Annotated in this window: 21 protein-coding genes; 7 read left to right on the forward strand and 14 right to left on the reverse strand. The window is 63.7% G+C overall.

Annotated features, from left to right (window positions below):
* Window positions 1-2653, reverse strand: a 2653-nt coding sequence (uvrB, locus tag HFC70_RS14800) for an excinuclease ABC subunit UvrB (protein ID WP_246735806.1), incomplete at its 3' end; no start/stop codon positions are given.
* A 73-nt stretch (window positions 2654-2726) separates the two neighbouring features.
* Window positions 2727-4694 carry a bifunctional diguanylate cyclase/phosphodiesterase gene (locus HFC70_RS14805; protein WP_168474043.1) on the reverse strand — a complete coding sequence of 656 codons (1968 nt, stop codon included), beginning with the start codon at window positions 4692-4694 and terminating at the stop codon, window positions 2727-2729.
* 214 nt (window positions 4695-4908) lie between these two features.
* Here HFC70_RS14805 and HFC70_RS14810 point away from each other — a divergent pair, with 214 nt between their 5' ends.
* The 3 genes from HFC70_RS14810 to HFC70_RS14820 all read left to right on the forward strand — a co-directional run bounded on the left by HFC70_RS14810 (window position 4909) and on the right by HFC70_RS14820 (window position 7968).
* Complete coding sequence (locus HFC70_RS14810) at window positions 4909-5262, forward strand: DMT family protein (RefSeq protein WP_168474044.1); 354 nt, start codon at window positions 4909-4911, stop codon at window positions 5260-5262.
* A gap of 68 nt (window positions 5263-5330) precedes the next feature.
* On the forward strand, window positions 5331-6794 hold the full coding sequence (locus HFC70_RS14815) for a DUF1800 family protein (RefSeq protein WP_168474045.1): 1464 nt from the start codon (window positions 5331-5333) through the stop codon (window positions 6792-6794).
* A gap of 1 nt (window position 6795) precedes the next feature.
* On the forward strand, window positions 6796-7968 hold the full coding sequence (locus HFC70_RS14820; protein ID WP_368669677.1) for a DUF1501 domain-containing protein: 1173 nt from the start codon (window positions 6796-6798) through the stop codon (window positions 7966-7968).
* A gap of 21 nt (window positions 7969-7989) precedes the next feature.
* Here the strand turns inward: HFC70_RS14820 and HFC70_RS14825 are convergent, their stop codons facing one another.
* The gene (locus tag HFC70_RS14825) at window positions 7990-8376 is read right to left on the reverse strand and encodes an acyl-CoA thioesterase (protein WP_168474047.1); all 387 of its coding nucleotides are present in this window, start codon (window positions 8374-8376) and stop codon (window positions 7990-7992) included.
* Window positions 8377-8628: 252 nt separating this feature from the next.
* Here HFC70_RS14825 and HFC70_RS14830 point away from each other — a divergent pair, with 252 nt between their 5' ends.
* Window positions 8629-9243 (forward strand): hypothetical protein, encoded by a 615-nt coding sequence (locus tag HFC70_RS14830; protein WP_168474048.1) that lies wholly within the window; start codon window positions 8629-8631, stop codon window positions 9241-9243.
* Window positions 9244-9296: 53 nt separating this feature from the next.
* On the opposite strand, the gene HFC70_RS14835 is transcribed toward HFC70_RS14830, so the two are convergent.
* The 3 genes from HFC70_RS14835 to HFC70_RS14845 all read right to left on the reverse strand — a co-directional run bounded on the left by HFC70_RS14835 (window position 9297) and on the right by HFC70_RS14845 (window position 11123).
* On the reverse strand, window positions 9297-10316 hold the full coding sequence (locus tag HFC70_RS14835; protein ID WP_210259280.1) for a GlxA family transcriptional regulator: 1020 nt from the start codon (window positions 10314-10316) through the stop codon (window positions 9297-9299).
* A 289-nt stretch (window positions 10317-10605) separates the two neighbouring features.
* On the reverse strand, window positions 10606-10833 hold the full coding sequence (locus HFC70_RS14840) for a hypothetical protein (RefSeq protein ID WP_168474041.1): 228 nt from the start codon (window positions 10831-10833) through the stop codon (window positions 10606-10608).
* 122 nt (window positions 10834-10955) lie between these two features.
* The gene (locus HFC70_RS14845) at window positions 10956-11123 is read right to left on the reverse strand and encodes a hypothetical protein (RefSeq protein WP_168474050.1); all 168 of its coding nucleotides are present in this window, start codon (window positions 11121-11123) and stop codon (window positions 10956-10958) included.
* A 111-nt stretch (window positions 11124-11234) separates the two neighbouring features.
* Between HFC70_RS14845 and HFC70_RS14850 the strand changes: the two genes are divergently transcribed.
* On the forward strand, window positions 11235-12131 hold the full coding sequence (locus HFC70_RS14850; protein ID WP_168474051.1) for a LysR substrate-binding domain-containing protein: 897 nt from the start codon (window positions 11235-11237) through the stop codon (window positions 12129-12131).
* Between the two features lie 31 nt (window positions 12132-12162).
* On the opposite strand, the gene HFC70_RS14855 is transcribed toward HFC70_RS14850, so the two are convergent.
* Entirely contained in the window at window positions 12163-12891 is a 729-nt protein-coding gene (locus HFC70_RS14855) for a pyridoxamine 5'-phosphate oxidase family protein (protein ID WP_168474052.1), read from the reverse strand.
* Window positions 12892-12955: 64 nt separating this feature from the next.
* On the opposite strand from HFC70_RS14855, the gene HFC70_RS14860 reads away from it, so the two are divergent.
* Both HFC70_RS14860 and HFC70_RS14865 read left to right on the forward strand, forming a co-directional pair.
* Entirely contained in the window at window positions 12956-14422 is a 1467-nt protein-coding gene (locus HFC70_RS14860; protein WP_168474053.1) for a PLP-dependent aminotransferase family protein, read from the forward strand.
* 148 nt (window positions 14423-14570) lie between these two features.
* A complete protein-coding gene (locus HFC70_RS14865) occupies window positions 14571-14978 on the forward strand; it encodes a hypothetical protein (RefSeq protein ID WP_168474054.1) in 408 nt (135 codons plus the stop codon).
* 169 nt (window positions 14979-15147) lie between these two features.
* Here the strand turns inward: HFC70_RS14865 and HFC70_RS14870 are convergent, their stop codons facing one another.
* The 7 genes from HFC70_RS14870 to HFC70_RS14900 form a co-directional block, all read right to left on the reverse strand.
* Window positions 15148-17184 (reverse strand): ASKHA domain-containing protein, encoded by a 2037-nt coding sequence (locus HFC70_RS14870; RefSeq protein WP_168474055.1) that lies wholly within the window; start codon window positions 17182-17184, stop codon window positions 15148-15150.
* Window positions 17185-17240: 56 nt separating this feature from the next.
* Window positions 17241-17501, reverse strand: a complete 261-nt coding sequence (locus HFC70_RS14875; RefSeq protein WP_168474056.1) for a BrnA antitoxin family protein — start codon at window positions 17499-17501, stop codon at window positions 17241-17243.
* A complete protein-coding gene (locus HFC70_RS14880; protein WP_168474057.1) occupies window positions 17491-17775 on the reverse strand; it encodes a BrnT family toxin in 285 nt (94 codons plus the stop codon). Before HFC70_RS14880 ends, HFC70_RS14875 begins: the two co-directional genes overlap by 11 nt.
* A gap of 51 nt (window positions 17776-17826) precedes the next feature.
* Window positions 17827-18789, reverse strand: a complete 963-nt coding sequence (locus HFC70_RS14885) for a methyltetrahydrofolate cobalamin methyltransferase (RefSeq protein WP_168474058.1) — start codon at window positions 18787-18789, stop codon at window positions 17827-17829.
* Window positions 18790-18885: 96 nt separating this feature from the next.
* Entirely contained in the window at window positions 18886-19980 is a 1095-nt protein-coding gene (locus HFC70_RS14890) for a methylenetetrahydrofolate reductase (protein ID WP_168474059.1), read from the reverse strand.
* A 2-nt stretch (window positions 19981-19982) separates the two neighbouring features.
* Window positions 19983-20552: a methylenetetrahydrofolate reductase C-terminal domain-containing protein gene (locus tag HFC70_RS14895; RefSeq protein ID WP_168474060.1), complete on the reverse strand. Its 570-nt coding sequence runs from the start codon at window positions 20550-20552 to the stop codon at window positions 19983-19985.
* Window positions 20545-20847 carry a virulence factor gene (locus HFC70_RS14900; RefSeq protein WP_168474061.1) on the reverse strand — a complete coding sequence of 101 codons (303 nt, stop codon included), beginning with the start codon at window positions 20845-20847 and terminating at the stop codon, window positions 20545-20547. The genes HFC70_RS14895 and HFC70_RS14900 overlap by 8 nt, the downstream gene beginning before the upstream one ends.
* Between the last annotated feature and the right edge of the window lie 60 nt (window positions 20848-20907).

Here is a 20907-nt window from a genome sequence, read left to right on the forward strand (position 1 = left end):
CAGCACCTCCCCCCTCAAGGGGGAGGTGGGGGCCGGCCTTGCCGGGGCCGGACGTAATTCCTTTTGGCTGGCCTTTGCCGCTGCCCTCGATGGCCTTGGCTTCCTGCCGAGCCATCGGGTCGTCCATGGAGGCGAGTTCGACGGCTTTGAGGCGTTTGATTTCGTCGCGCAGGCGCGCGGCCTTTTCGAAGTCGAGGTCGGCGGCTGCGTCGCGCATGGATTTTTCCAGCGCGGTCAGATGGGCCTGGAGATTGTTGCCGACCAGATGGCCGCCATCGGCAAAGCCCTTGCCGGAGACGCCCGAAATGTCGGCGCGGACATGGTCACGCTCGTAGACCGAATCGAGGATGTCGGAAATCTTGGCCTTGACCGATTCCGGCGTGATGCCGTGCGCGAGATTGTAGGCGGTCTGCTTTTCGCGGCGGCGGGCGGTTTCGTCCATGGCGCGCTGCATGGAGCCGGTGATCTTGTCGGCATAGAGGATGACCTTGCCGTCGACGTTACGGGCGGCGCGGCCGATGGTCTGGACGAGGGAGGTCTCCGAGCGCAGAAACCCTTCCTTGTCGGCGTCGAGGATGGCGACGAAGCCGCATTCGGGAATGTCGAGGCCCTCGCGCAACAGGTTGATGCCGACCAGCACGTCGAACGCACCCAAACGAAGATCGCGGATGATTTCGATGCGCTCCAGCGTGTCGATGTCGGAATGCATGTAGCGGACGCGCACGCCCTGCTCATGCAGGTATTCGGTCAGATCCTCGGCCATGCGCTTGGTGAGCACGGTGACCAGGGTGCGATAGCCGGCCTGGGCGGTCTCGCGGATCTCGCCGAGCACGTCGTCGACCTGGGAGCGGGCCGGGCGGACCTCGACCGGCGGATCGATCAGGCCGGTCGGGCGGATGACCTGTTCGGCAAAGACGCCGCCGGCCTGTTCCAGTTCCCAGGCGGCGGGCGTCGCCGAAACGGCAACGGTCTGCGGGCGCATGGCGTCCCATTCCTCGAAGCGTAAGGGCCGGTTGTCCATGCAGGAGGGCAGGCGGAAGCCGTATTCGGCCAGCGTCGCCTTGCGCCTGAAGTCGCCGCGATACATGCCGCCGATCTGGGAGACCGAGACATGGCTCTCGTCGATGAACAGCAGGGCATTGTCGGGGATATATTCGAACAAAGTCGGTGGCGGCTCGCCGGGGGTGCGGCCGGTCAGATAACGCGAATAGTTCTCGATGCCGGCGCAGGAGCCGGTCGCCTCCAGCATCTCGATATCGTAGCGGGTGCGCTGTTCGAGGCGCTGGGCCTCCAGCAGGCGGCCGCCCTTTTCCAGCTCGGCGAGGCGGAGTTTCAGCTCCTCCTTGATCGACTTGATGGCGCCGTTGAGGGTCGGGCGGGGCGTGACATAGTGGCTGTTGGCGTAGATCTTGACCGACTTCATGTCGCCGGTCTTCTGGCCGGTCAGCGGGTCGAATTCGGTGATGGCGTCGATCTCGTCGCCGAACATCGAGATGCGCCAGGCGGCATCTTCCAAGTGGGCCGGGAAGATCTCGATGGTGTCACCGCGGACGCGAAACGAGCCGCGCACGAAATTGATGTCCTGGCGCTTGTATTGCTGGGCGACGAGGTCGGCGAGCAATTGCCGCTGGTCGATGCGGTCGCCGACCGACATCTGGAAGGTCATGGCCGTATAGGTCTCGACCGAGCCGATACCGTAGATGCAGGAGACGGAGGCGACGATGATGCAGTCGTCGCGCTCGAGGATGGCGCGGGTGGCGGCGTGGCGCATGCGGTCGATCTGCTCGTTGATCGACGATTCCTTCTCGATGAAGGTATCGGAGCGCGGCACATAGGCTTCCGGCTGGTAATAATCGTAGTAGGAGACGAAATATTCGACCGCATTGTCGGGGAAGAAGTTCTTGAACTCGGAATAGAGCTGGGCCGCCAGCGTCTTGTTGGGGGCGAGGATGACGGCCGGGCGCTGGGTGGCCTCGATCACCTTGGCCATGGTGAAAGTCTTGCCCGAGCCGGTGACGCCGAGCAGGACCTGGGTGCGGTCGTCGTTCTGCAACCCCTCGACGAGGTCCTTGATGGCGGTCGGCTGGTCGCCGGCCGGCTCGTAGTCGGAGACCATGCGGATGGCGATGCCGCCTTCGGATTTGTCCGGGCGGGCCGGGCGGTGCGGCACCCAGATCTTGCCGTCCTTGAACAGCGGATTGCCGCTCTCGATCAGCGAGGACAGCGCCTCGACCGTGGCGGTGACGGCGCCGGGCGCCAGGCTTTCGGCATCCTCCAGCGAGGTATCCATGCCGGCGACCGGATTGAGACCGGCGGCGGCGCGGGTTTTCGGATCGGTGGAACCGCCCATCGAGGTGCCGCGGGAGGATCTTTGTGCGCTCGGGCCGTCCGGGGCGGCCTTGCGGCCGGCGGCGGATTTCTCGAAAGCCACCTTCTCGGATTGCTTGCGCGCCTCGATCTCGATCTTCTTGCGGTGCTTGCCGGCCTTGGAGGCCAGCTCGCGCTGGCTCTCGACGGTGGAAGCCTCGGCCTCGGCCTCCAGCTGCTTGACCCAGTCGGAGACGCTGCTGGCGAGCGGCGCGCCTTCAAACGATGCCTGGGGAGACTCTTCGAACCCGGTCGAGCGGGCGGGGGATTTGGGTGCTTTGGCCATGGCCGGAATATGGAGAAGATCGCGGCGAAAGAAAAGGGGCCATGAGTACAAAAGGGAAACACTTTTGTAGGTTTCAGGCGGTACCGGCAAGGCTCTCCGGCTGCGCCTTTGGGGAACGGGCGGCCAGCCAGGCGGGCAGGGCGGCGGCCGGCATCGGGCGGCCGTAGAGATAACCCTGGGCAAAACGGCAGCCGAGCATGCGCAGCACTTCGGCGTCTTCGGGCGTTTCGACGCCCTCGATGACGATGTCGATCGACAGGGCATGGCCCATGCCGACCAGGGCTGCGACCAGCGCCTGGTTCTGGCGGCTGGCGGCGATGCCGTGCACGAAGCTGCGGTCGATCTTCAGGCGATCGACCTTGAGGCTGATGATATAGGCGAGCGAAGAGTGACCCATGCCGAAATCGTCGACGGCGAGGCGGAAACCGGCCTTTTCCAGCAGTTCCAGCTCGGTGCCGGCGGCGGCGGTGTCGAGGGTGGCCTCCTCGGTGATCTCGATCTCCATCTGCGACGGCGAGATGCCGGCGGCGCGTGCCACTTCGCCCAGCGTCTTCGACAGGGAATACAGCGAGAATTCGCGCGGCGAGACGTTGATGGCGACGCAGATGCCGGCCAGGCCGAGGGCGGGCAGGCGCAGGACGAGGTCGGCGGCCGCTGTCGCCACATGGCGGGTCAGCCGTTCCGAGACATGCAGGGCGCGGGCCGCCTGGACGATTTCCGGCGGGCTGATGGCCCCGAGCGCCGGATGGTTCCAGCGCACCAGCGCCTCGAAGCCGATGACGGTTTCGCCGGACAATTCCACCTGCGGCTGGAAGAACACTTCGACCTCGCCGGACGCGAGGGCGTCCTCAAGGCCGATCTCGATCTGTTTCTGGCGATCGAGGCGCTGCTTGATATCGGGGCTGAAGACGCGCAGGCGACGGCGGCCCTGTTCCTTGGCGGCATACAGGGCGATGTCGGCACAGGCGAAGATCGCCTCGGCCGAGCGGGCATGTTCGGGCACATGGGCGAGGCCGACGCTTGAGCCGATGGTGACCTGGCGATCGCCGATCATCACCGGACGGGCCGTCAGGTCTAGGATTTCCGTGCCGAGGGCGAGGGCCTTGGCTGCGGCGTCCTCGCCTTCGATCACCACAGCGAATTCGTCGCCACCGAGGCGGGCGACCAGATGCTCAGGGGCCGCAATCGCCGACAGGCGGCGGGCAAATTCGGCGAGCACGATATCGCCGGCGGTGTGGCCCATGGTGTCGTTGATCGACTTGAAGCGGTCCAGGTCGATGATCAGCAAGGCCATGGGTACATCGCCTTCAGGCTGCCCAAGCAATTGGTCCAGCCGCAGGTTGAAGGCGGCGCGATTGCCGAGGCCGGTCAGCGGATCGCGGCTCGCAAGGATTTCCAGCTGGCGGTTGGACGAACTGATCTCCTCGTTGGCCCGCGACAGGGAGGCGGCCAGGGAAACGGCCTTGAGACGATCGGTCAGACTTATGATGAAATTGACCTCGCTCATGCGGCTGCTGCGGAACATCATCACCATCAGCAGCAGGACGTCGGCAGCGATGACCGTGTTGACGGTGCTGGGCGATTGCAGCAGCGAGGCTACGGCGGCCAGCATCGCCGGTGCGCCGAAGGCGATGGCGGTCCGGGAATAGGCGGTGCTCTGGATGATTGCGCCGGCCGAAATGCCTGCAATGATGAAGATGACATAGGCCTGGGCGCCGTCGGAGCTAAGCCCTGGACCGAGAAATGGCGCGAAGGCCCAGAGACAGCCGCTGGCAAAGGCGCCGATGGTGAGGTGATTGAGAACCGCCTTGGGGTCGCGCCGGCCGACATCCTTTCGCTTGAGGATGGCGGCCGCGACCTGCCGCAGCATGTTCAGGGTCACAATGCCGACGAGCCAGATGGCCTGGTCGGTGGCGGGCTGCTGCAGCCACAGGACTGCGGCCGTGGTCAGCGCGATGAAACTGTTGGCAAGCAGGGAGACGGTCAGCACCGCCAGCACGGAGTCGGCCTGGGCAGCGCGGATCTGGTCCTCGAATTTCATGCTGTGACTGCCTTTTTAGCCATCGTGGCCCCAAGTCTCTACCCGGCTCGGACCGCAAACGGGCTCCTCATCCCATCTGCTTATATAACGCGTCCCTGATAATTTTGATTTAACGCAGTTGGAGGTGGCCGGGCCACACGAACCCGCGGACTTGTCGACCGTGCCACAGCCGTTTATGGGCATTCAATTCCGTTCGAATCCCAAGGATCAGCTGATGCCCTTCTCCCTGAGCGCCGCCGCCGTCTGGCCGATCGTCCTTTTGCTCCTGTCCAATGTCTTCATGACATTCGCTTGGTACGGGCACCTGAAATTCACCTCCCTGCCGCTCTATGTCGTGATCCTCGCCAGCTGGGGCATAGCCTTCTTCGAATATTGCCTGGCGGTTCCGGCCAACCGGATCGGCCATGAAGTCTACTCGGCGGCCCAGCTGAAAACCATGCAGGAGGTCATTACCCTGGTGGTGTTTTCCGGCTTCTCGGTGTTCTGGCTGAAGGAGGCGCTGACCTGGAATCATGCCGCCGGTTTCGCGCTGATCGCTATCGGCGCGACATTGATCTTCCGGGCCTGAGCCTTCTTCAAATCGCCGTAAAAATCGGTATCGTCCTTGCAACGGCCCAATTGCGAGGAAACCCATCGATGAGTCTCTCTGTGTCCAGTACCGCGGCCATGCGGTTCGGTTACGGGCTGCGGCCGTCAGAGCCTGGAATTTCCGGGCCGGACGAACTGTTGGCACAGGTCGAGCGCGGTGCGGCTGCAGCGCCTCTGTTTCCGCGCGAGGGACTTGCGGGTCGACGAGAGCAGATCGTCAGATATGCGTCCGAGTTCAAGGAATTGCGGTTGCAGAAGCGGCGCGGCGAGGCGACAGAAGAACAGAGCCGCGCAATCAACAAGGAACTGGCTGCCCTGTTTCGAGCCGATAGCGAGGCGAGGATCGCCCAAGCCGTGCTGTCGCCAAACGGGTTTCATGAGCGGCTCGCCAGCTTCTGGACCAACCACTTTGCCATCGGGTCAGGCAAAAACCCGATGATGCGCATCATGGTGCCGGCCTTCGAGGCCGAAGTTGTTCGGCCGCTGCTGGCCGGGCGGTTTTCCACCCTGGTCCAGACCGTCTCCCTGCATCCCGCCATGATGATCTATCTGGACCAGACGCAGTCTACCGGACCCAATTCCGTGGTCGGCATGGAAAAGGGCAAAGGTATCAACGAGAATTTTGCCCGCGAACTGATCGAATTGCATACGCTTGGAGTTGGCGGCGGCTATACGCAGAATGATGTGCGGCAGGCTGCTTATGTCCTCTCCGGTCTGGCCGCCGATCTGGAAACCATGGAGGTGCGCTTCCAGCCTCGCCGGGCGGAACCCGGCCGCTTTACGGTGCTTGGGAAGACCTATGGTGGTGAGAAACGCGCCATGGACGATTGCCTTGATCTGATCGACGACCTGTCGGCCCATCCGAGTACCGCGGTGCATATCTGTCGCAAGCTTGCCGTGCATTTCGTCAGCGACGAGGCGCCGCAAGCGCTGATCGATGCCATGATGGCGGCCTGGAGCCGTAGCGATGGCGATCTGTTCCAGGTCTACCGGGCGCTGGTCCAGCACCCGTCTGCCTGGGAGAATCCCGGGGGAAAGATCAAGCTGCCCTTCGATTATGTCGTCTCGTCGCTGCGTGCTTTCGATGCCGACGAGGTGGCATTGTCTGGAGCCGGGACCGTAGGACCGGTCACAGAGACAGACGGAATGATGGGGGGTATGGCCCCCGCGCCGATGCAGGACGACCAGCCGTCGGCAGTGCCGGTAGCAAAATCACTAAACAGCCTCAACGTTTTGCGACGAATGGGCCAGCAGCTTTGGGCGCCACCCAGCCCAGCCGGGTTCGAAGACGATTCCGAGTCCTGGATGAATGCCAACCAGTTGACCGAACGGATCGGCTGGGCACGCCGGTTGTCCGCCAGCCTTGGCAAGGACCGAGATCCCCGGGAGTTTGCGACGATTGCGCTTGCGGATGCGGCGCGGGACGAGACCATTCGGATCATCGGGCAGGCACCCTCGAAGGCGATCGGCATTACGCTGGTGCTTGCCTCCCCCGAGTTCAACAGGCGATAGGATCCAGACGATGAGCGACAGGACCAATCTCTCCCGACGCGGCTTCATTGCCTCGGCTTGCTGTCTGGCAGCCGCGCCTGTATTCACTCCGTTGACCTTTGCCGCGATGCCGGGTGATAATCGCTTCGTTGCCATCGTGCTGCGCGGCGCCATGGACGGCCTGGCATTGGTGCAGCCCTATGGCGATCCGCTGCTGAAGCAATTGCGGCCCGATCTGGTGGTCGGCGCAGATGCAGGGTTGCTCGACCTGGACGGCTTTTTCGGCCTGCATCCCGCAGCAGCGGACCTGATGCCGCTGTGGAAAGCGGGAGAACTGTCCTTCGTGCATTCGGTTTCCACCCCCTATCGCAACGCGCGCAGCCATTTCGATGGTCAGGACATTCTGGAGACGGGCGGTTCGTCCACCGACGGACTGCGATCTGGCTGGCTCAATCGCACGCTGTCGGTAATGGCGCAGCCGACTGCCGCCGTCGACGTCAGTACATCGCGCGATCTCATTCTCGCCGGCCCGAACAAGTCGGAGGTCTGGTCGACGCAATCGGACGTCACGATGGATGGTGATGCCCTGCAGTTTCTGACGCGGCTCTATGAAAATGATCCGGTGTTCGCGACAGCCATGGCGGAAGCCGTCAGCGTCGATGGTTTCAGCGACAAGCTCTATGGGGACACCAAGCGCGGGCAGGGTGTGCACGACGTGGCGCGGCTGGCCGGGGGATTGCTGCGCGAGCAATACCGGGTGGCCGCCTTCTCGATCAGCGGTTGGGACACCCATATCCGCCAGGCCGCCGATTTTGCCAAAGCGGCCAAACAATTGGCGCTGGCCATCACGACTCTCAAGGAGACTTTGGGACCTGAGGCCTGGAGCAAGACGGCGGTGGTGGCGATGACGGAGTTCGGCCGCACGGTGCGCCAGAATGGTAGCGCCGGCACTGACCACGGCACAGGCGGCTGCTGCGTGATGGCAGGCGGGGCGATCAAGGGCGGACGGGTGCTCGGCCGCTGGGCCGGGCTGGGCGATGGCGACCTGCTGGACGGGCGCGACCTGATGCCGACCGGCGACGTGCGTGAAGTGGCCGCCGCCATGCTCTACCGGCAATTCGACGTGCCGATGAGCGCGCTGACCTCGACGATTTTCCCCGGCCTCGATTTCAGCAACAGGTCCGCCTACCTCTAAGGCCGAGGCGCCGAAGGCTGTTCATTCGGCCGGCACAGGGGTTGGTTTGCCGTCGCCGTCGAGGGCGACCATGACGAAGGTCGCCTGGGTGACCTTTTCCATGACGTGGGTCAGGTAGCGCTGGGCCCAGACCTCCACCGACAGGGTGATCGAGGTGCGGCCGACGCGGGCGATATCGGTATAGACGCAGAGCGTGTCGCCTATCTTGACCGGCATGGCGAAGGCCATTTCCTGGACGGCGGCGGTGACGACGCGGCCGCGGGCCCGCTCTGCCGCGCGGATACCGCAGGCAAGGTCCATCTGCGCCATGACCCAGCCGCCGAAAATATCGCCGGCGGCATTGGCATCGGCCGGCATGGCCAGCGTTCGCAAGGTCAATTCGCCGGTCGGGGCTGCGGTGTCGGTCATGTCTTTCCTCCGAGTGGTCTGCGTCGGGCGGCGCAATGCGCCAGCGTCGAATCACGGCCTGGCCATGCCCGCCGTGAACCTTGAGAAAAAGCGTATGAGCCTATGCGGATGGATACAAGGCGAAAGCACGGGCCATGGTGCCGCAACCGGCAGGGAGGAGCGACAGCTATCGCAACAAAGCCTTTACCGCTTGGCGCTTATGATGGAGCAATCATCCCGCGGCCTGAAAATCCGCCAAACCGGGCATCGAGCATGGCGCAAAGATCCGTTTCAGACAGCATGGCGATCCTGACGATCGCGGCGCTCGGACTTTCCAGTTGCTCTTCGGACGGCTTGATACCGCCGGAGGAGATCGATGGTGGAACAAGGGTCGGCTCGATATCGTCGATGCGCCAACCGATCGGCCGCGTCGGCCAACCGATCGGCCGCGTCGGCGACCCGATCGGTCGCGTGGAGGAGCCCAGCGGCTATGTCCAGGACGCCCCAGAGGCACCGGGCGGGCTGGCCGATGCGGATTATCTCGATACACCGAACCTTGCCGATACGGGCACGGCGGCGCCGGTTTCCAGCGCGCCGCTCGAGACGGTGGCCGCAGTGCCGGACAGCGCACCCGACGAAAGCGGACCGTCGCAGTCCGCCGCCGGCCAGATGATCGTTCCCGAAGAGGGGATCAATATCGACAACGAGGTGATGGGCACGGCGGAAGGCCCGGATCTGCTGGCCGACGAGCCCAAGCCCGTGGCGCAACCGGCACCGGCGGACGGCCCGATGGCGATTGCCGAGGGCAGCACCAGCCAGCCGGTGGTCGATGGCATCGGCACCGACGAGCCGGTTTCCGTGACGCCGCCGGGGCAGGCGGTTCAGTAGAGCAAGCACGAAGCCTGTCGGCCGATCCCCTTGGCGGTCGACAGGCTATTCGTTCAGACGACGACGCCGGTGCGGGTCGTCGACATGGTCAGCTTGCGCTCGGCGCGTTCCTGCTGCGGCGAGCGGTTATAGAGTTCGCGATAACACTTGGAGAAATGCGAGGCGGAGACGAAGCCGCAGGCAACCGCCACTTCCACCACCGGCATGGAGGATTGCACCAGCAGGTGGCGGGCACGGTCGAGGCGGATTTCCAGATAGTAGCGGGCCGGCGAGCGGCCCATCTCCTGCCGGAAAAGCCGTTCGATCTGGCGGCGCGACAGGCCTGCATCGTCGGCGATTTCCAAAAGCGACAGCGGCTCGGCCAGATGGCTTTCCATCAGCTCGATGATCGACAGGACCTTTGAATTCTGCACGCCGAGACGAGCCCTGAGCGGAAGCCGCTGGCGGTCGTGCGGACTGCGGACGCGGTCCGTCAGGTGCTGTTCGCAGACGCGGTTGACGAGGCCCTCGCCAAAATCCTGGCCGATCAGGTTGAGCATCATGTCGAGCGAGGCGGTGCCGCCGGCGCAGGTGTAGAGATTGCTGTCGACCTCGTAGAGATCGGCATAGACCTCGGCCTGGGGGAAGGTTTCCGAAAAGCCGGGCAGGTTTTCCCAATGGATGGCACAGCGCTTGCCGTTCAGCAGCCCCGCCTGCGCCAGGACGTGGGCGCCCGTACAGAGGGAACCGACGGCGACGTTGCGGTTATAGGCCTCGCGAAGCCAGGCATTGACCGACTTGTTGTTGAATTCCTCGACATAGATGCCCGAACAGACCAGCGCCATGTTCGGCCGGTTTTCACCGCCGAGATAGCGGCGCTCGTCGGCCAGCGAGGAATTCACCTCGATGCCAATGCCGGAGGAGGAATACACTTTCTGGCCATCGACGGAGGCCAGTCGCCATTCGTAGGCGGCATAACCCAGCATGCGATTGGCGATGCGCAAGGTCTCGATGGCACCCGAAAAGGGCAGCAGCGTGAAATGCGGGACCAGAAAGAAAACCAGAGTGCGTTTCTTGATAGGCGTCTTGCTCATGTCGGACCACCATGCTGCGCAGCGAATGCCCATTCCTCGCGTGGAATTTGCAATCTGGATATCTCAAATGCGACAATAGCATGGAGAAATCCGCCGGCCATGACAGGCCGGCGAGAAAAACGCGACATTTTTTTGAAATTTTGCCAGTTGCGACCTTATGCCTCGAATGGGCGGGGCGGCAAAGGCAGGCATGCGCTTGAATTCCAGCGGTATTTTCTCGTCCGAACATTGCCCGTCATGGTCCGCCGAATTGGCCGGAACACGACGGGTGCAAGGCCGTCTGTCGCAATCAGGACTTGTTCGTCCGCGGCAGGGCGCGGTCGGCGGCAGGCCAGCCGAGATCCTTGCGCATGTCGGCCGGCATGGCCTCGATCTGGCGCAGGGTCTGGCGGTTGCGATGCCAGGCAATGACTGCGGCCGCGGATGCCTGCACGGCTCCGGCGATCTGTGCGACGACCGGCGCATGCGGCCGCAGCGGGCCGGTCAAGGTGTCGTGATGGATCAGTGTCAGTGTCATTGTCTTTCCTCCAAGGTTGGAAGCGGCGATGATGAAGATATGCTCCCAGGTGTTTCATCAATCAAACGAATGTTTCTTATGTCAGGCATGAGATATATTGATGCGTCTGTTGTGCCGGTGACTTAGGGGCAGGGGTGACCATGCCCTTGCGGCACGCCGATATCGTCTTTGAGATAGGGCGGCAGAGCGGTGATCTCGTGGATGGCCTGGTGACGGAGGCGGCGCAGGCGCTGTGCTTGCAGCCGGGCCTTGAGATAGCGAACGGCACGCAGGATGGTCGCAATGAACATGTCAGTCTCCTTCCCGATGGTTGCGTCTGATGAGGAAGATGCGCCCCGATTGACATTCAATCAAACGAAATGATATGTCTCTTAACTTCAATTATATTGATGAGGCGAGCCATGACCCTGCCATTTCGTCAACCTTTGCCGCTGCTCGACAACGATGTCTTGCGCACCTTCGTGGCGATCGCCGAGGGCGGCAGCTTCTCGGCCGCAGCCGATCTGGTGCTGCGCACGCCGTCCGCCGTGTCCATGCAGATCAAGAAGCTCGAGGAGCAGCTGAATACGGTGCTGTTCCTGCGCGACGCGCGCTCGGTGACGCTGACGGAGGGCGGCGAGATGCTGCTGACCTATGCGAGGCGGATGATCGCCCTGTCCAACGAGGCGGTCGGCCGCTTTCGCATGCCCGACATGAAGGGCGTGGTGCGGCTCGGGGCGCCGGATGATATCGGCGAGCGCTTCATGCCGACCATCCTCAGGCGCTTTGCCGAGATCTATCCGGCGATCATGGTGGACATGACCGTCGACAATAGCAGCGGATTGCGGCGGCGACTGCAGGAACAGCGGCTGGACCTCACCCTCGTCAACTGCGCGCCCGGTACGGTGACAACGGAGGGCGAGGTGATCCACACCGAGCAGCTGGTCTGGGCCGGTGCCAAATGCGGCACGGCGCATCTGCGCGATCCGCTGCCGGTGTCGATCTGGGAGGACGGCTGCTGCTGGCGGGCCGATGCGCTGGCACGGCTGGAACGCGACAAGCGGCCCTATCGCATCGCCTATCTCAGCGCCCATACCATGGCACAGCGCGCCGCCGTGGTGGCGGACCTTGCCGTCGCGCCGCTGCCGCGCAGCTACCTGACCTCCGAGATGGCGGCACTTGGTGCCAAGCATGGCATGCCCGATCTCGGCAGCTTCGAAGTGCGGCTGCTGACCGGAACGGAGCGCTCCGATCCGGTCAAGGCGGTGGCCGACAGCGTGCGCTTTGCGTTTTCCGAAATGGTCGGGATGGCGGCGTAAGGTTTAACGCCGGGCAGACCGCACTTTTCGATCAGGCGTCCTTGCCCTCATAGAGGGCCTGGCATTCGGCCAGTGCCTCGTCTAGGGGGCGGCCTTGGCGATAGATGTCCAGAAGGGCCGGGGCCTCGACACCGGTTGGCACATGCGGGCTGATCTCTGCGGCGCCGATCACGGTGCGCACGGGAATGACGCCGGCCCACAGCGGCGTTGCCATGTCTTCTTCATCATCTCCAACGCCGGCGGCGCGTGTTTTGGCGGAGGCCTCCTCGATCTGCATGCCGATCACCATGGTCGCCTTTTCCTCCTGGGCATGGTTGGCGCGCAGCTCCGTGCTGCGGCCGGGATAGAAGCGGTCTACGACGCCCTTGAGGGCGCGGGCCTTCTGCTGGGGATCGTCGATGATCTGAGCGGTGCCGAAGCACATGGCGGAACGGTAGTTGGCCGAATGGTTGAAGCCGGAGCGGGCGAGCACCAGACCGTCGAGATGGGAGACCGTCAGGCAGACCGGCGTGCCTTGGCTCTGGTTGCGCAGCATGCGGCTCGCCGAGGAGCCGTGCCAATAGAGCCACTCGCCTTCGCGCCAGTGGATGGTCGGCGTGCAATAGGGCTGTCCGTCGATGACATAGGCGACATGACAGAGAAAGGCGCTGTCGAGCACAGCAAACACCGCTTCATGATCGTAGCTGCCGCGCTGGTGCAGGCGCTTGATGCGGCTACGCTGCGTGGCGGAGAAGGAATTGTCTGGGGTGTGAACGGTCATGCTTGCCTCCGGGCTCTGGTTGAGGCAGAGCTACGGCAATCGATTGGTTTGAAGAAGATCCAATATGGCCAAGATTATCCGAACCAATTTCCCCGACTGGTCGGCCTCCGTGCCGGTGTTGCCGAAAACCGGGCCACGACGCCAGGCGCTCTATGGCGAGTTGCGGCGCATGATCGAGGCAGGCACGCTGCCGCCGGGCGCCAAGCTGCCGACGACGCGCGACCTGGCGCGGCGCTTCAGCCTGTCGCGCGGTGCAGCGGTCGCAGCCTATGACATGCTGGTGGCCGACGGCTTTGCCGAGGCGCGCATCGGGGCCGGAACCTATGTGGCGTCCGTCGTGCCGGTGATCGAGACGCCACCGCCACTGCGGCGCAATACCGTGCAACGCGAACCGCCGCCGCTGCCGGGCGTGCTCGGATCGTCGACGGCGGACCAGCGGACATTGCAGATCTTTCGCGGCCTGCTGAACCGGCATCTGGCCAAGCCGTCGATCCGGCATTTTCACTACAACGAGCCGGCCGGCGGACAGGACCTGCGCGACGAGATCGCGGCCTATCTGCGGGCCGCCCGCGGCGTCCAGTGCACCGGCGACCAGGTGATCGTCACCGCCGGCACGCAACACGGTATCGACCTGGTCATCCGCACGCTGCTGAAATCCGGCGATCCTGTCTGGGTCGAAGAGCCCTGCTATCCGGCGGCGCGGGCCGCCTTCCAAGCCGCCGGCATGCGCCTGATCGGCGTTCCCGTCGATGCCGAAGGGATTGACCCGGCGGCGGGCATTCGGCTCGGCCCACAGGCGCGCGCCGCCTATGTCACGCCGTCGCATCAGTTTCCGTTTGGCGTGACGCTGTCGATGCCGCGCCGGCTGGCGCTGATCGCATGGGCCGAGCAGCAGGACGCCTATATCATCGAGGACGATTACGACAGCGAGTTCCGCTATGCCGGCCCACCGCTCACCTCGCTGCAGGGCATCGACGGCCAGGGCCGGGTGATCTATGTCGGCACGTTTTCCAAGGCGCTGATGCCGGGCCTGCGGATCGGCTATCTGGTGGCTCCGTGGGCGTTGCGCGATGCATTGCTTGACACGCGGCGGCTGTCTGATCGCTTTCCGCCGACGCTGGCCGAAGAGGCGCTCGCCGAATTCCTGCGCGACGGCCATTTCGCCGCCCATATCAAGCGGGCCCGCCGACGGCTGAGGCTGGCGCGCGACATGCTGGTGTCAGCGCTTGCCGACGGCGGACTGGAGGTTTCGACGCCGGAGCAGGGCCTGCACCTGGTGGCAGGCCTGCCGCCCGGCCTGTCCGATCTGGCCCTGTCCGATCCCGCCCTGACGGATCTCGCCCTGACGGATCTCGCCCTGGCCGCCGATGCGGCGCGTAGCGGCTTCGGGGTGCGTGCCCTGTCGCCGATGTATCTCGGCCCGCCCGCCCGCCAGGGCCTGATCATCGGCTTTTCCGGCTTTCCGGCCGAAGAGATCGCGCGCGCGGCGCGCCGCTGGCTGGAGACGAAGCCGTTCCGTCCCGAATTTTAAGGCAGGCCCTGGTGGCGATATCGTGGCGCATGCGCCAAACCGTGGTCGGCCCAGTAGGGTCATGGGGTCCACTTTGGTGATTATTGCCTCAGAGCTGAGAGCGGCTATGCTAAGGCCTTTGGCTATGGCGATCCATGGAAAACCCAAGATGAAAACGGTCGAGTATCCCAGCGTTGGACAGCTGATCTGCCCCAATTGCGCGGTGGAAATGCCAGCATGGAGATCATCCGGAATGAGCCAGATGTGCCCGCATTTTTATTGCTCCGACTGCAACAATGCAATTCTTCGTGAAAAAGACCGCCTTATCAGCTGGAACGGTGAAAGTCTGGAGGTTTTGCACATCATTGCATCGTCTCTTCCAGATTGCGCGTGCGGCGGCAAATTTGTGCCGGGAGCAAATCCGAAGTGTCCGACTTGCCACTACGAGTTTCGACATCCGTCATCCCAGCTTGAACGGCTGAGCGATCCTCATATCATTTTGATCGACGGTACCGTGATGTACGGAGATGATGGGCCGCAATACAAGGTCCTGATCGTTCCCAAGCGAGGGGAGTAGAAAATCGTCGAGGGAGTCCGTGAGGGCAACGCTCAAATACGCTTTCACCATTCCTGCGTTGCGCTGTTCGGTGTGAACTATCGTTGAGCGGTCCGCTCCCTCATGATCCTCGCCGCACTCCTTCGCGCCGCATCCCTGCGGAATTGACCGAAGCCGGCGAAAGGCCTGCTCAGGCGTCCCTATTCCGTCGCCGTCTGCGGCCGCCGCCGGGGTCTTCGCCTTCGGCGAGAACCTTGCGTTCCGGCAGGGTGACGACGGCGGAGAGTTTCGGAAAACTGTCGACCTTGTTGGGCATGGCCATGGCGAAGACGAAATGCTCCTGGAATTTCGGCTCCAGGGCGGTTTCGATCTTTTCGATGCGGGTGACGGTGTCCTCGATCTCGCGGCGGTAACCGCGATTGAGCAAAGCCATGCGGGCGCCGGTGCCGGCGGCATTGCCGACCGCCTTGACCTTGTCGAGGTCGCAATCGGGGATCAGCCCCAGCACCATGGCATATTTCGGATCGATGAAGGTGCCGAAGGCGCCGGCCAGGCCGATGCGGTCGACATGGTCGATGCCCTGCTTGTCCATCAAAAGCTTGACGCCGGCATAAAGGGCGGCCTTGGCCAGCTGAATGGCGCGCACGTCGCCTTGCGTGATGGTGATCTTCGGTTCGCCGTCATGCAGCAGATAGGAAAAGGTGCGGCCGGTGGCCTGGATGCGGGGCGAGCGCTCGGCCAGGGAACCGTCGACCACGCCATCCTCGGAAATGATGCCGGCCAGGAACATTTCGGCGATCACCTCGATGATACCAGACCCGCAGATGCCGGTGACCCGCACCTTGGCGGCCTCCTCGGCAAAGCCAGGCTCGTTCGACCATTGCTCGATGCCGATGACGCGGAACCGCGGCTCCAGCGTCACCGGATCGATCCGCACGCGCTCGATGGCGCCGGGGGCGGCGCGCTGGCCCGACGAGATTTCCGCACCTTCGAAGGCGGGACCGGTCGGCGAGGAGGCGGCAACGACGCGGGCGGCATTGCCCAGCACGATTTCGGCATTGGTGCCGATATCGACCAGCAGCATCATCTCGTCCTGGCGATGCGGGCCTTCACACAGGGTGGCGGCGGCGGCATCGGCCCCAACATGGCCGGCGATGCAGGGCAGCATGTAGACGCGGGTGCCGGCATTCATCGGCAGGCCGATCTCGGAGGATTTGAGGTGAATGGCGCCGGAGACGGCGAGCGCAAAGGGCGCACCGCCAAGCTCGGTCGGATCGATGCCGAGGAACAGGTGGTGCATGATCGGATTGCCGACGAAGACGCTATCGAGAATATCCTGGCGCGATATGCCGCCATCGGCGCAGACCCGGTCGATCAGCGTGTTGAGCGCCTCGCGCACGGCGAGCGTCATGCCCTCGCGGCCGTCCGGGTTCATCATCACATAGGAGACGCGGCTCATCAGATCCTCGCCGAAGCGGATCTGCGGATTGGAGGTGCCGGCCGAGGCCACCGTGCGGCCCGACAGCAGCGACGATAGATGCATGGCGATGGTGGTCGAGCCGATATCGCAGGCGATGCCATAGGCCTCGTTCTTGAGGCCCGGATAAAGCGCGATGATATGCGGCCGGCCGGTCTCGTTGTCGCGGTGGATGGCGGCCGTCACCTTCCATTCGCCCTTGCGCAGGATCGTCTGCACATGGGGGATGAGGTGGAAATCGACTTCGAGATTGTCGTAGCGCCAGTCCCGGGTCAGCGCTGCCTTCAGCCGGTCGAGATCGCCGAGCGGCATGTGCATGTCGGGCTCCTCGACCTCGACATAACACATGTGGATGGCCGGGTTGCGCTCGATGACGCGGCCGTCCGAATCCTTGCGCACCACCTGGGCATTGACGGCGATATCCTGCGGCACGTCGATGACGAGATCGCCGAGCACGGTGGCCGAGCAGGACAGGCGGCGGCCGTCCTTCAGCTCGCGCTTCTCGGCATAGCGCACTTCCTTCGGCGAAAACTCCGAGATGTGGTCATTCGACGAGGTGATGCCGTGCTTGGCGAACTGACCTTCCTGCACTTCGATCTGACAGCGCCCGCAAATGCCCCGCCCGCCGCAGACGCTCTCGACATAGACGCCGAGCTGGCGTGCGGCCTCCAGCACCGGCGTGCCCACAGGGAAACGGCCGCGCTTGCCCGAGGGCATGAAGAGGACGAGGGGATCGGTGGCGTCGGTCATTCAAAGTCTTTCAAATCAACGTTGGGCTCGGCCCCTGAGCCTCGAGCAAGCGGATATTACTTGGCTACCGTCTGCTCCAGAGCCTCCCGGATCAGGCGGGTATAGGGAATACCGCGCTGTCGGGCCTTTTCCTTGACGGCCGTCAGGAGGGCTTCCGGCAACCGCATATTCAGCTGGGCGGATTTCTTTTCGAACTCGAACTGGGCGGGCTTGAAGCCCGACAGGTCGTATTCGGACAAGTCAGCCGTATCAACGAAAGCTTCCGCTTCCTCATCGGTTCTCAAAACAGGTAGTTTCTTGCCTTTGTCATTGCTCATATCGCCTGATCTCCCGCTGATGCATGAACCTTGCGCTCACCGGACGGATATAAGTCTTCGTCGCGATCCGCCGAAGGGTGAAGACTATGAAAACGTACCGTCCTTCCGTGGTCGTTCCGATCGCCCGCCATCGATCCTCATCCGTCGTTGGATCGGAATAGATGTCTGGCCCCTCTTCAAAGACCTCCTCGATTTCCGTTTTCGTCAGGCCATGTTTGGCGCATTTTGGCCAGTTGCCATCGTCCCAATCGAATCCGGAAATCTTTTGCTTCATAGCTTCATACTACACGTTTGTATAGACGAATGTAAAACAAGGCGGCGAAATTTACTCCGTCGCAGCACCCGCACCGGCCCTTGCCGCGCGGCCGCCGCGGCGGCCGGAGGAGGCGCCGGGGGCTGATGTGGAGGGGGCAGCGCCGGGCTCGGCGGGCTTGTGGTCGCGATAGGTCATGATCCAGTTGCCGCAATTGGGATCGGTGCCGTTCAAGACGTTGGCGGCGCGCACGGCTTCCATTTCCTGGGGGCGGCAGGGGTTCATGATGGCCGACGTCATGCCGGCGCCGATCACCATCGGGATGAAGCCGGCATTGATGCCGTGGCGGTGCGGCAGGCCGAAGGAGATGTTGGACAGGCCGCAGGTGGTGTTGACCTTCAGCTCGTTGCGCAGGCGATAGAGAAGCTGGAACACCTGGCGGCCGGCGTCACCCAGCGCGCCGATCGGCATGACCAGCGGATCGACGACGATGTCATGCGGCTTGATGCCATAGTCCATGGCCCGTTCGACGATCTTCTTGGCAACGGCGAAGCGCACGTCGGGATCCATGGAAATGCCGGTTTCGTCGTTGGAGATGGCGACGACCGGCACGTCGTATTTCTTGCAGAGCGGCAGGATGGCCTCGAGCTTTTCCTCCTCGCCGGTCACGGAATTGACCAGCGGCCGGCCCTTGGCCACTTTCAGCGCGGCTTCGATTGCCGCGGTGACCGAACTGTCGATCGACAGCGGCACGTCGACCAAGCCCTGCACGATTTCCATGGTCTTGACCAGCAGGCCCGGCTCGGTCTCGTTGGGGTTGACCGAGGTGACGCCGGCATTGACGTCGAGCATGGTGGCGCCGGCGGCGACCTGTTCCAGGGCATCCTTGATGACCGTGTCGAAATTGCCCTCGATCATCTCGGCGGCGAGCTTCTTGCGGCCGGTCGGGTTGATGCGCTCGCCGATGACGCAGAAGGGCTGGTCGAAGCCGATGATGATTTCTCGTGTGGCGGATGCGACGATGGTACGGGTCAATTTCAGTCCTCCGGTCGTGGCGCGTCTGGTGACGAGGTCTAGCGCGCCGGTATAGGCGTTACAAGGGCGGCAGGGCCGCGTACGGCCCTTCACAAATCAATGGGGATTTCCGGCGGCAAGGCCCGCCAGTTGCTGCTGGTCCTGTTCGTCGTGCGTGCGAATGTCATCCATGCGCTGGGCGACTTCGGCATCGCCGCGATTGGCCTCGCGCTTCCAGGGCTTGCGGCCCTTCAGCACGCCGGATTCATGGACGATCTCGGCGACATATTCCTCCTGCCGATAGGCCATGACATGCACGCCCGACACACCCTCGATCTCCTTCACCTCGTTGATGATGTCGATGCAGAGCTGCTTGCCTTCCTTCTTCTGGTCGGCAGCGCCTTCGAGGCGGGCGATGATGGGATCGGGAATATGAATGCCCGGCACGTTGGAGCGGATCCACTTGGCTGTCTTGGCGGAGGCGAGAGGCCCGACACCGACCAGGATGAAGCATTTTTCGTGCAGGCCCAGGTCGACGACCTTTTTCATATAGTCGCGGAACATCGGCACGTCGAAGCAATACTGGCTCTGCACGAATTGCGCGCCGGCCTCGATCTTCTTGGCAAGCCGGTAGGGGCGGAAATCGTATGGCGGCGCGAAGGGATTGATCGCGGCGCCGAGGAAGACCTGCGGCGGGGTGGTGAGCTTGCGGCCGGACAGGAATTTTGCCTCGTCGCGCATGGTGCGCACGGTTTCCAAGAGCGACATGCAGTCGAGGTCGAAGACCGGCTTGGCACCCGGCTGGTCGCCGGCCTGCACGCCGTCGCCGGTCAGGCACATCATGTTGGCGACGCCCATGGCGGCGGCACCGAGCACATCGCCCTGGATGGCGATACGGTTCTTGTCGCGGCAGGCGATCTGCATGATCGGCGCATAGCCCATGCGGGTCAGAAGGGCGCAGATGCCGACCGAAGACATGTGGCAATTGGCGCCGGAGGCGTCGACCGCGTTGATGCCGTCGACCCAGCCGTCGAACACCTTGGCGCGCTCGTAGACGTCGTGCGGGTCGGCGCTGTCGGGCGGGTTCAGCTCGGCGGTGACGGCGAATTCGCCGCGGCGCAGCACGCGCTCCAGCCGGCCAAGGGAGGAATGGCCGGGCAGGGGATCCAGCGGCAGGTGAATGCCAAGCGGGTTTTCGTCGATATGGGCCATGCTCAGGCGTCTTTCCGTGCGGTTTCGCGGGCGGCGGCGGCTTCCGCCGTGACCCGCAGCCAGGACGAGGTTTCGCGCAGCGACTGGTTGACCGGCTTCTGCACCGTCATGATGGCGCTTCCCTTCTCCATGGACTGGGCCCCCTTCCAGGCCTGAACCCAGACGCAAGGCATGTCCGGCTCGACCTCACAATTGCCATTGGCGCGCACGCCACCGCAGGGGCCGTTGCGCAGCTGTTTGGGACAGTTCATCGGGCAGGACATGCCCGTCGACGACAGCGCGCACTGACCGCACATGCGACAGTCGAACAGCAGGCCTTTGACATTGCGCTCGACGAAGGTGATCGGCTTTTCGACGCGCGAGTAGCCGATCGCTTTCCACACGGGATGCAGCAGCAGGAATGTGTGGGCGAAGCGGTGATAGACCCATTCGAGAAAGCGCGAATGGCGGACCGACCAGAGCCGGATGGTGTAGCTGCGGCGGGCGCGGCGGTTGGGCGACACGCCGGCCGGAGTATAGGCGCCGGTGGCGGCCTTTTTGGCCGGGGCGGCATTGCCTTTGAGATCAGGCATCGGCGCGGCCTCCGGCGTGAACCAGGGCCACCAGCCGGGCCTTGTCATAGGCCGCCTCGATCTCGGCCACGGCTTTGTCGGCCTCGGCCTCCAGATCGTCGCCGACCGGCGTCGGATCGGCCTTGCGCCATTCGGCGAGATAATCGCCGGATTCGGCAGCGCCGGTGCGCATCGCCGCCATATCGATCGCCTCGGTGAAGCGCAGCGACAGCTCGCGCTTGGCGTTTTTGCGACCCTGCTTGATGATGACCTGGGCGGGTATGTCGCGCCAGTAGACGATGATCCGATCCGCCATGTCCTTCAATCTCCCTTTGCGTCACAATGCACGCGCTTCCGACAATGGACTGCGCTTGCG

Origin of the sequence: Agrobacterium sp. a22-2, from assembly GCF_012276985.1 — a bacterium.
GTDB lineage: Bacteria > Pseudomonadota > Alphaproteobacteria > Rhizobiales > Rhizobiaceae > Allorhizobium.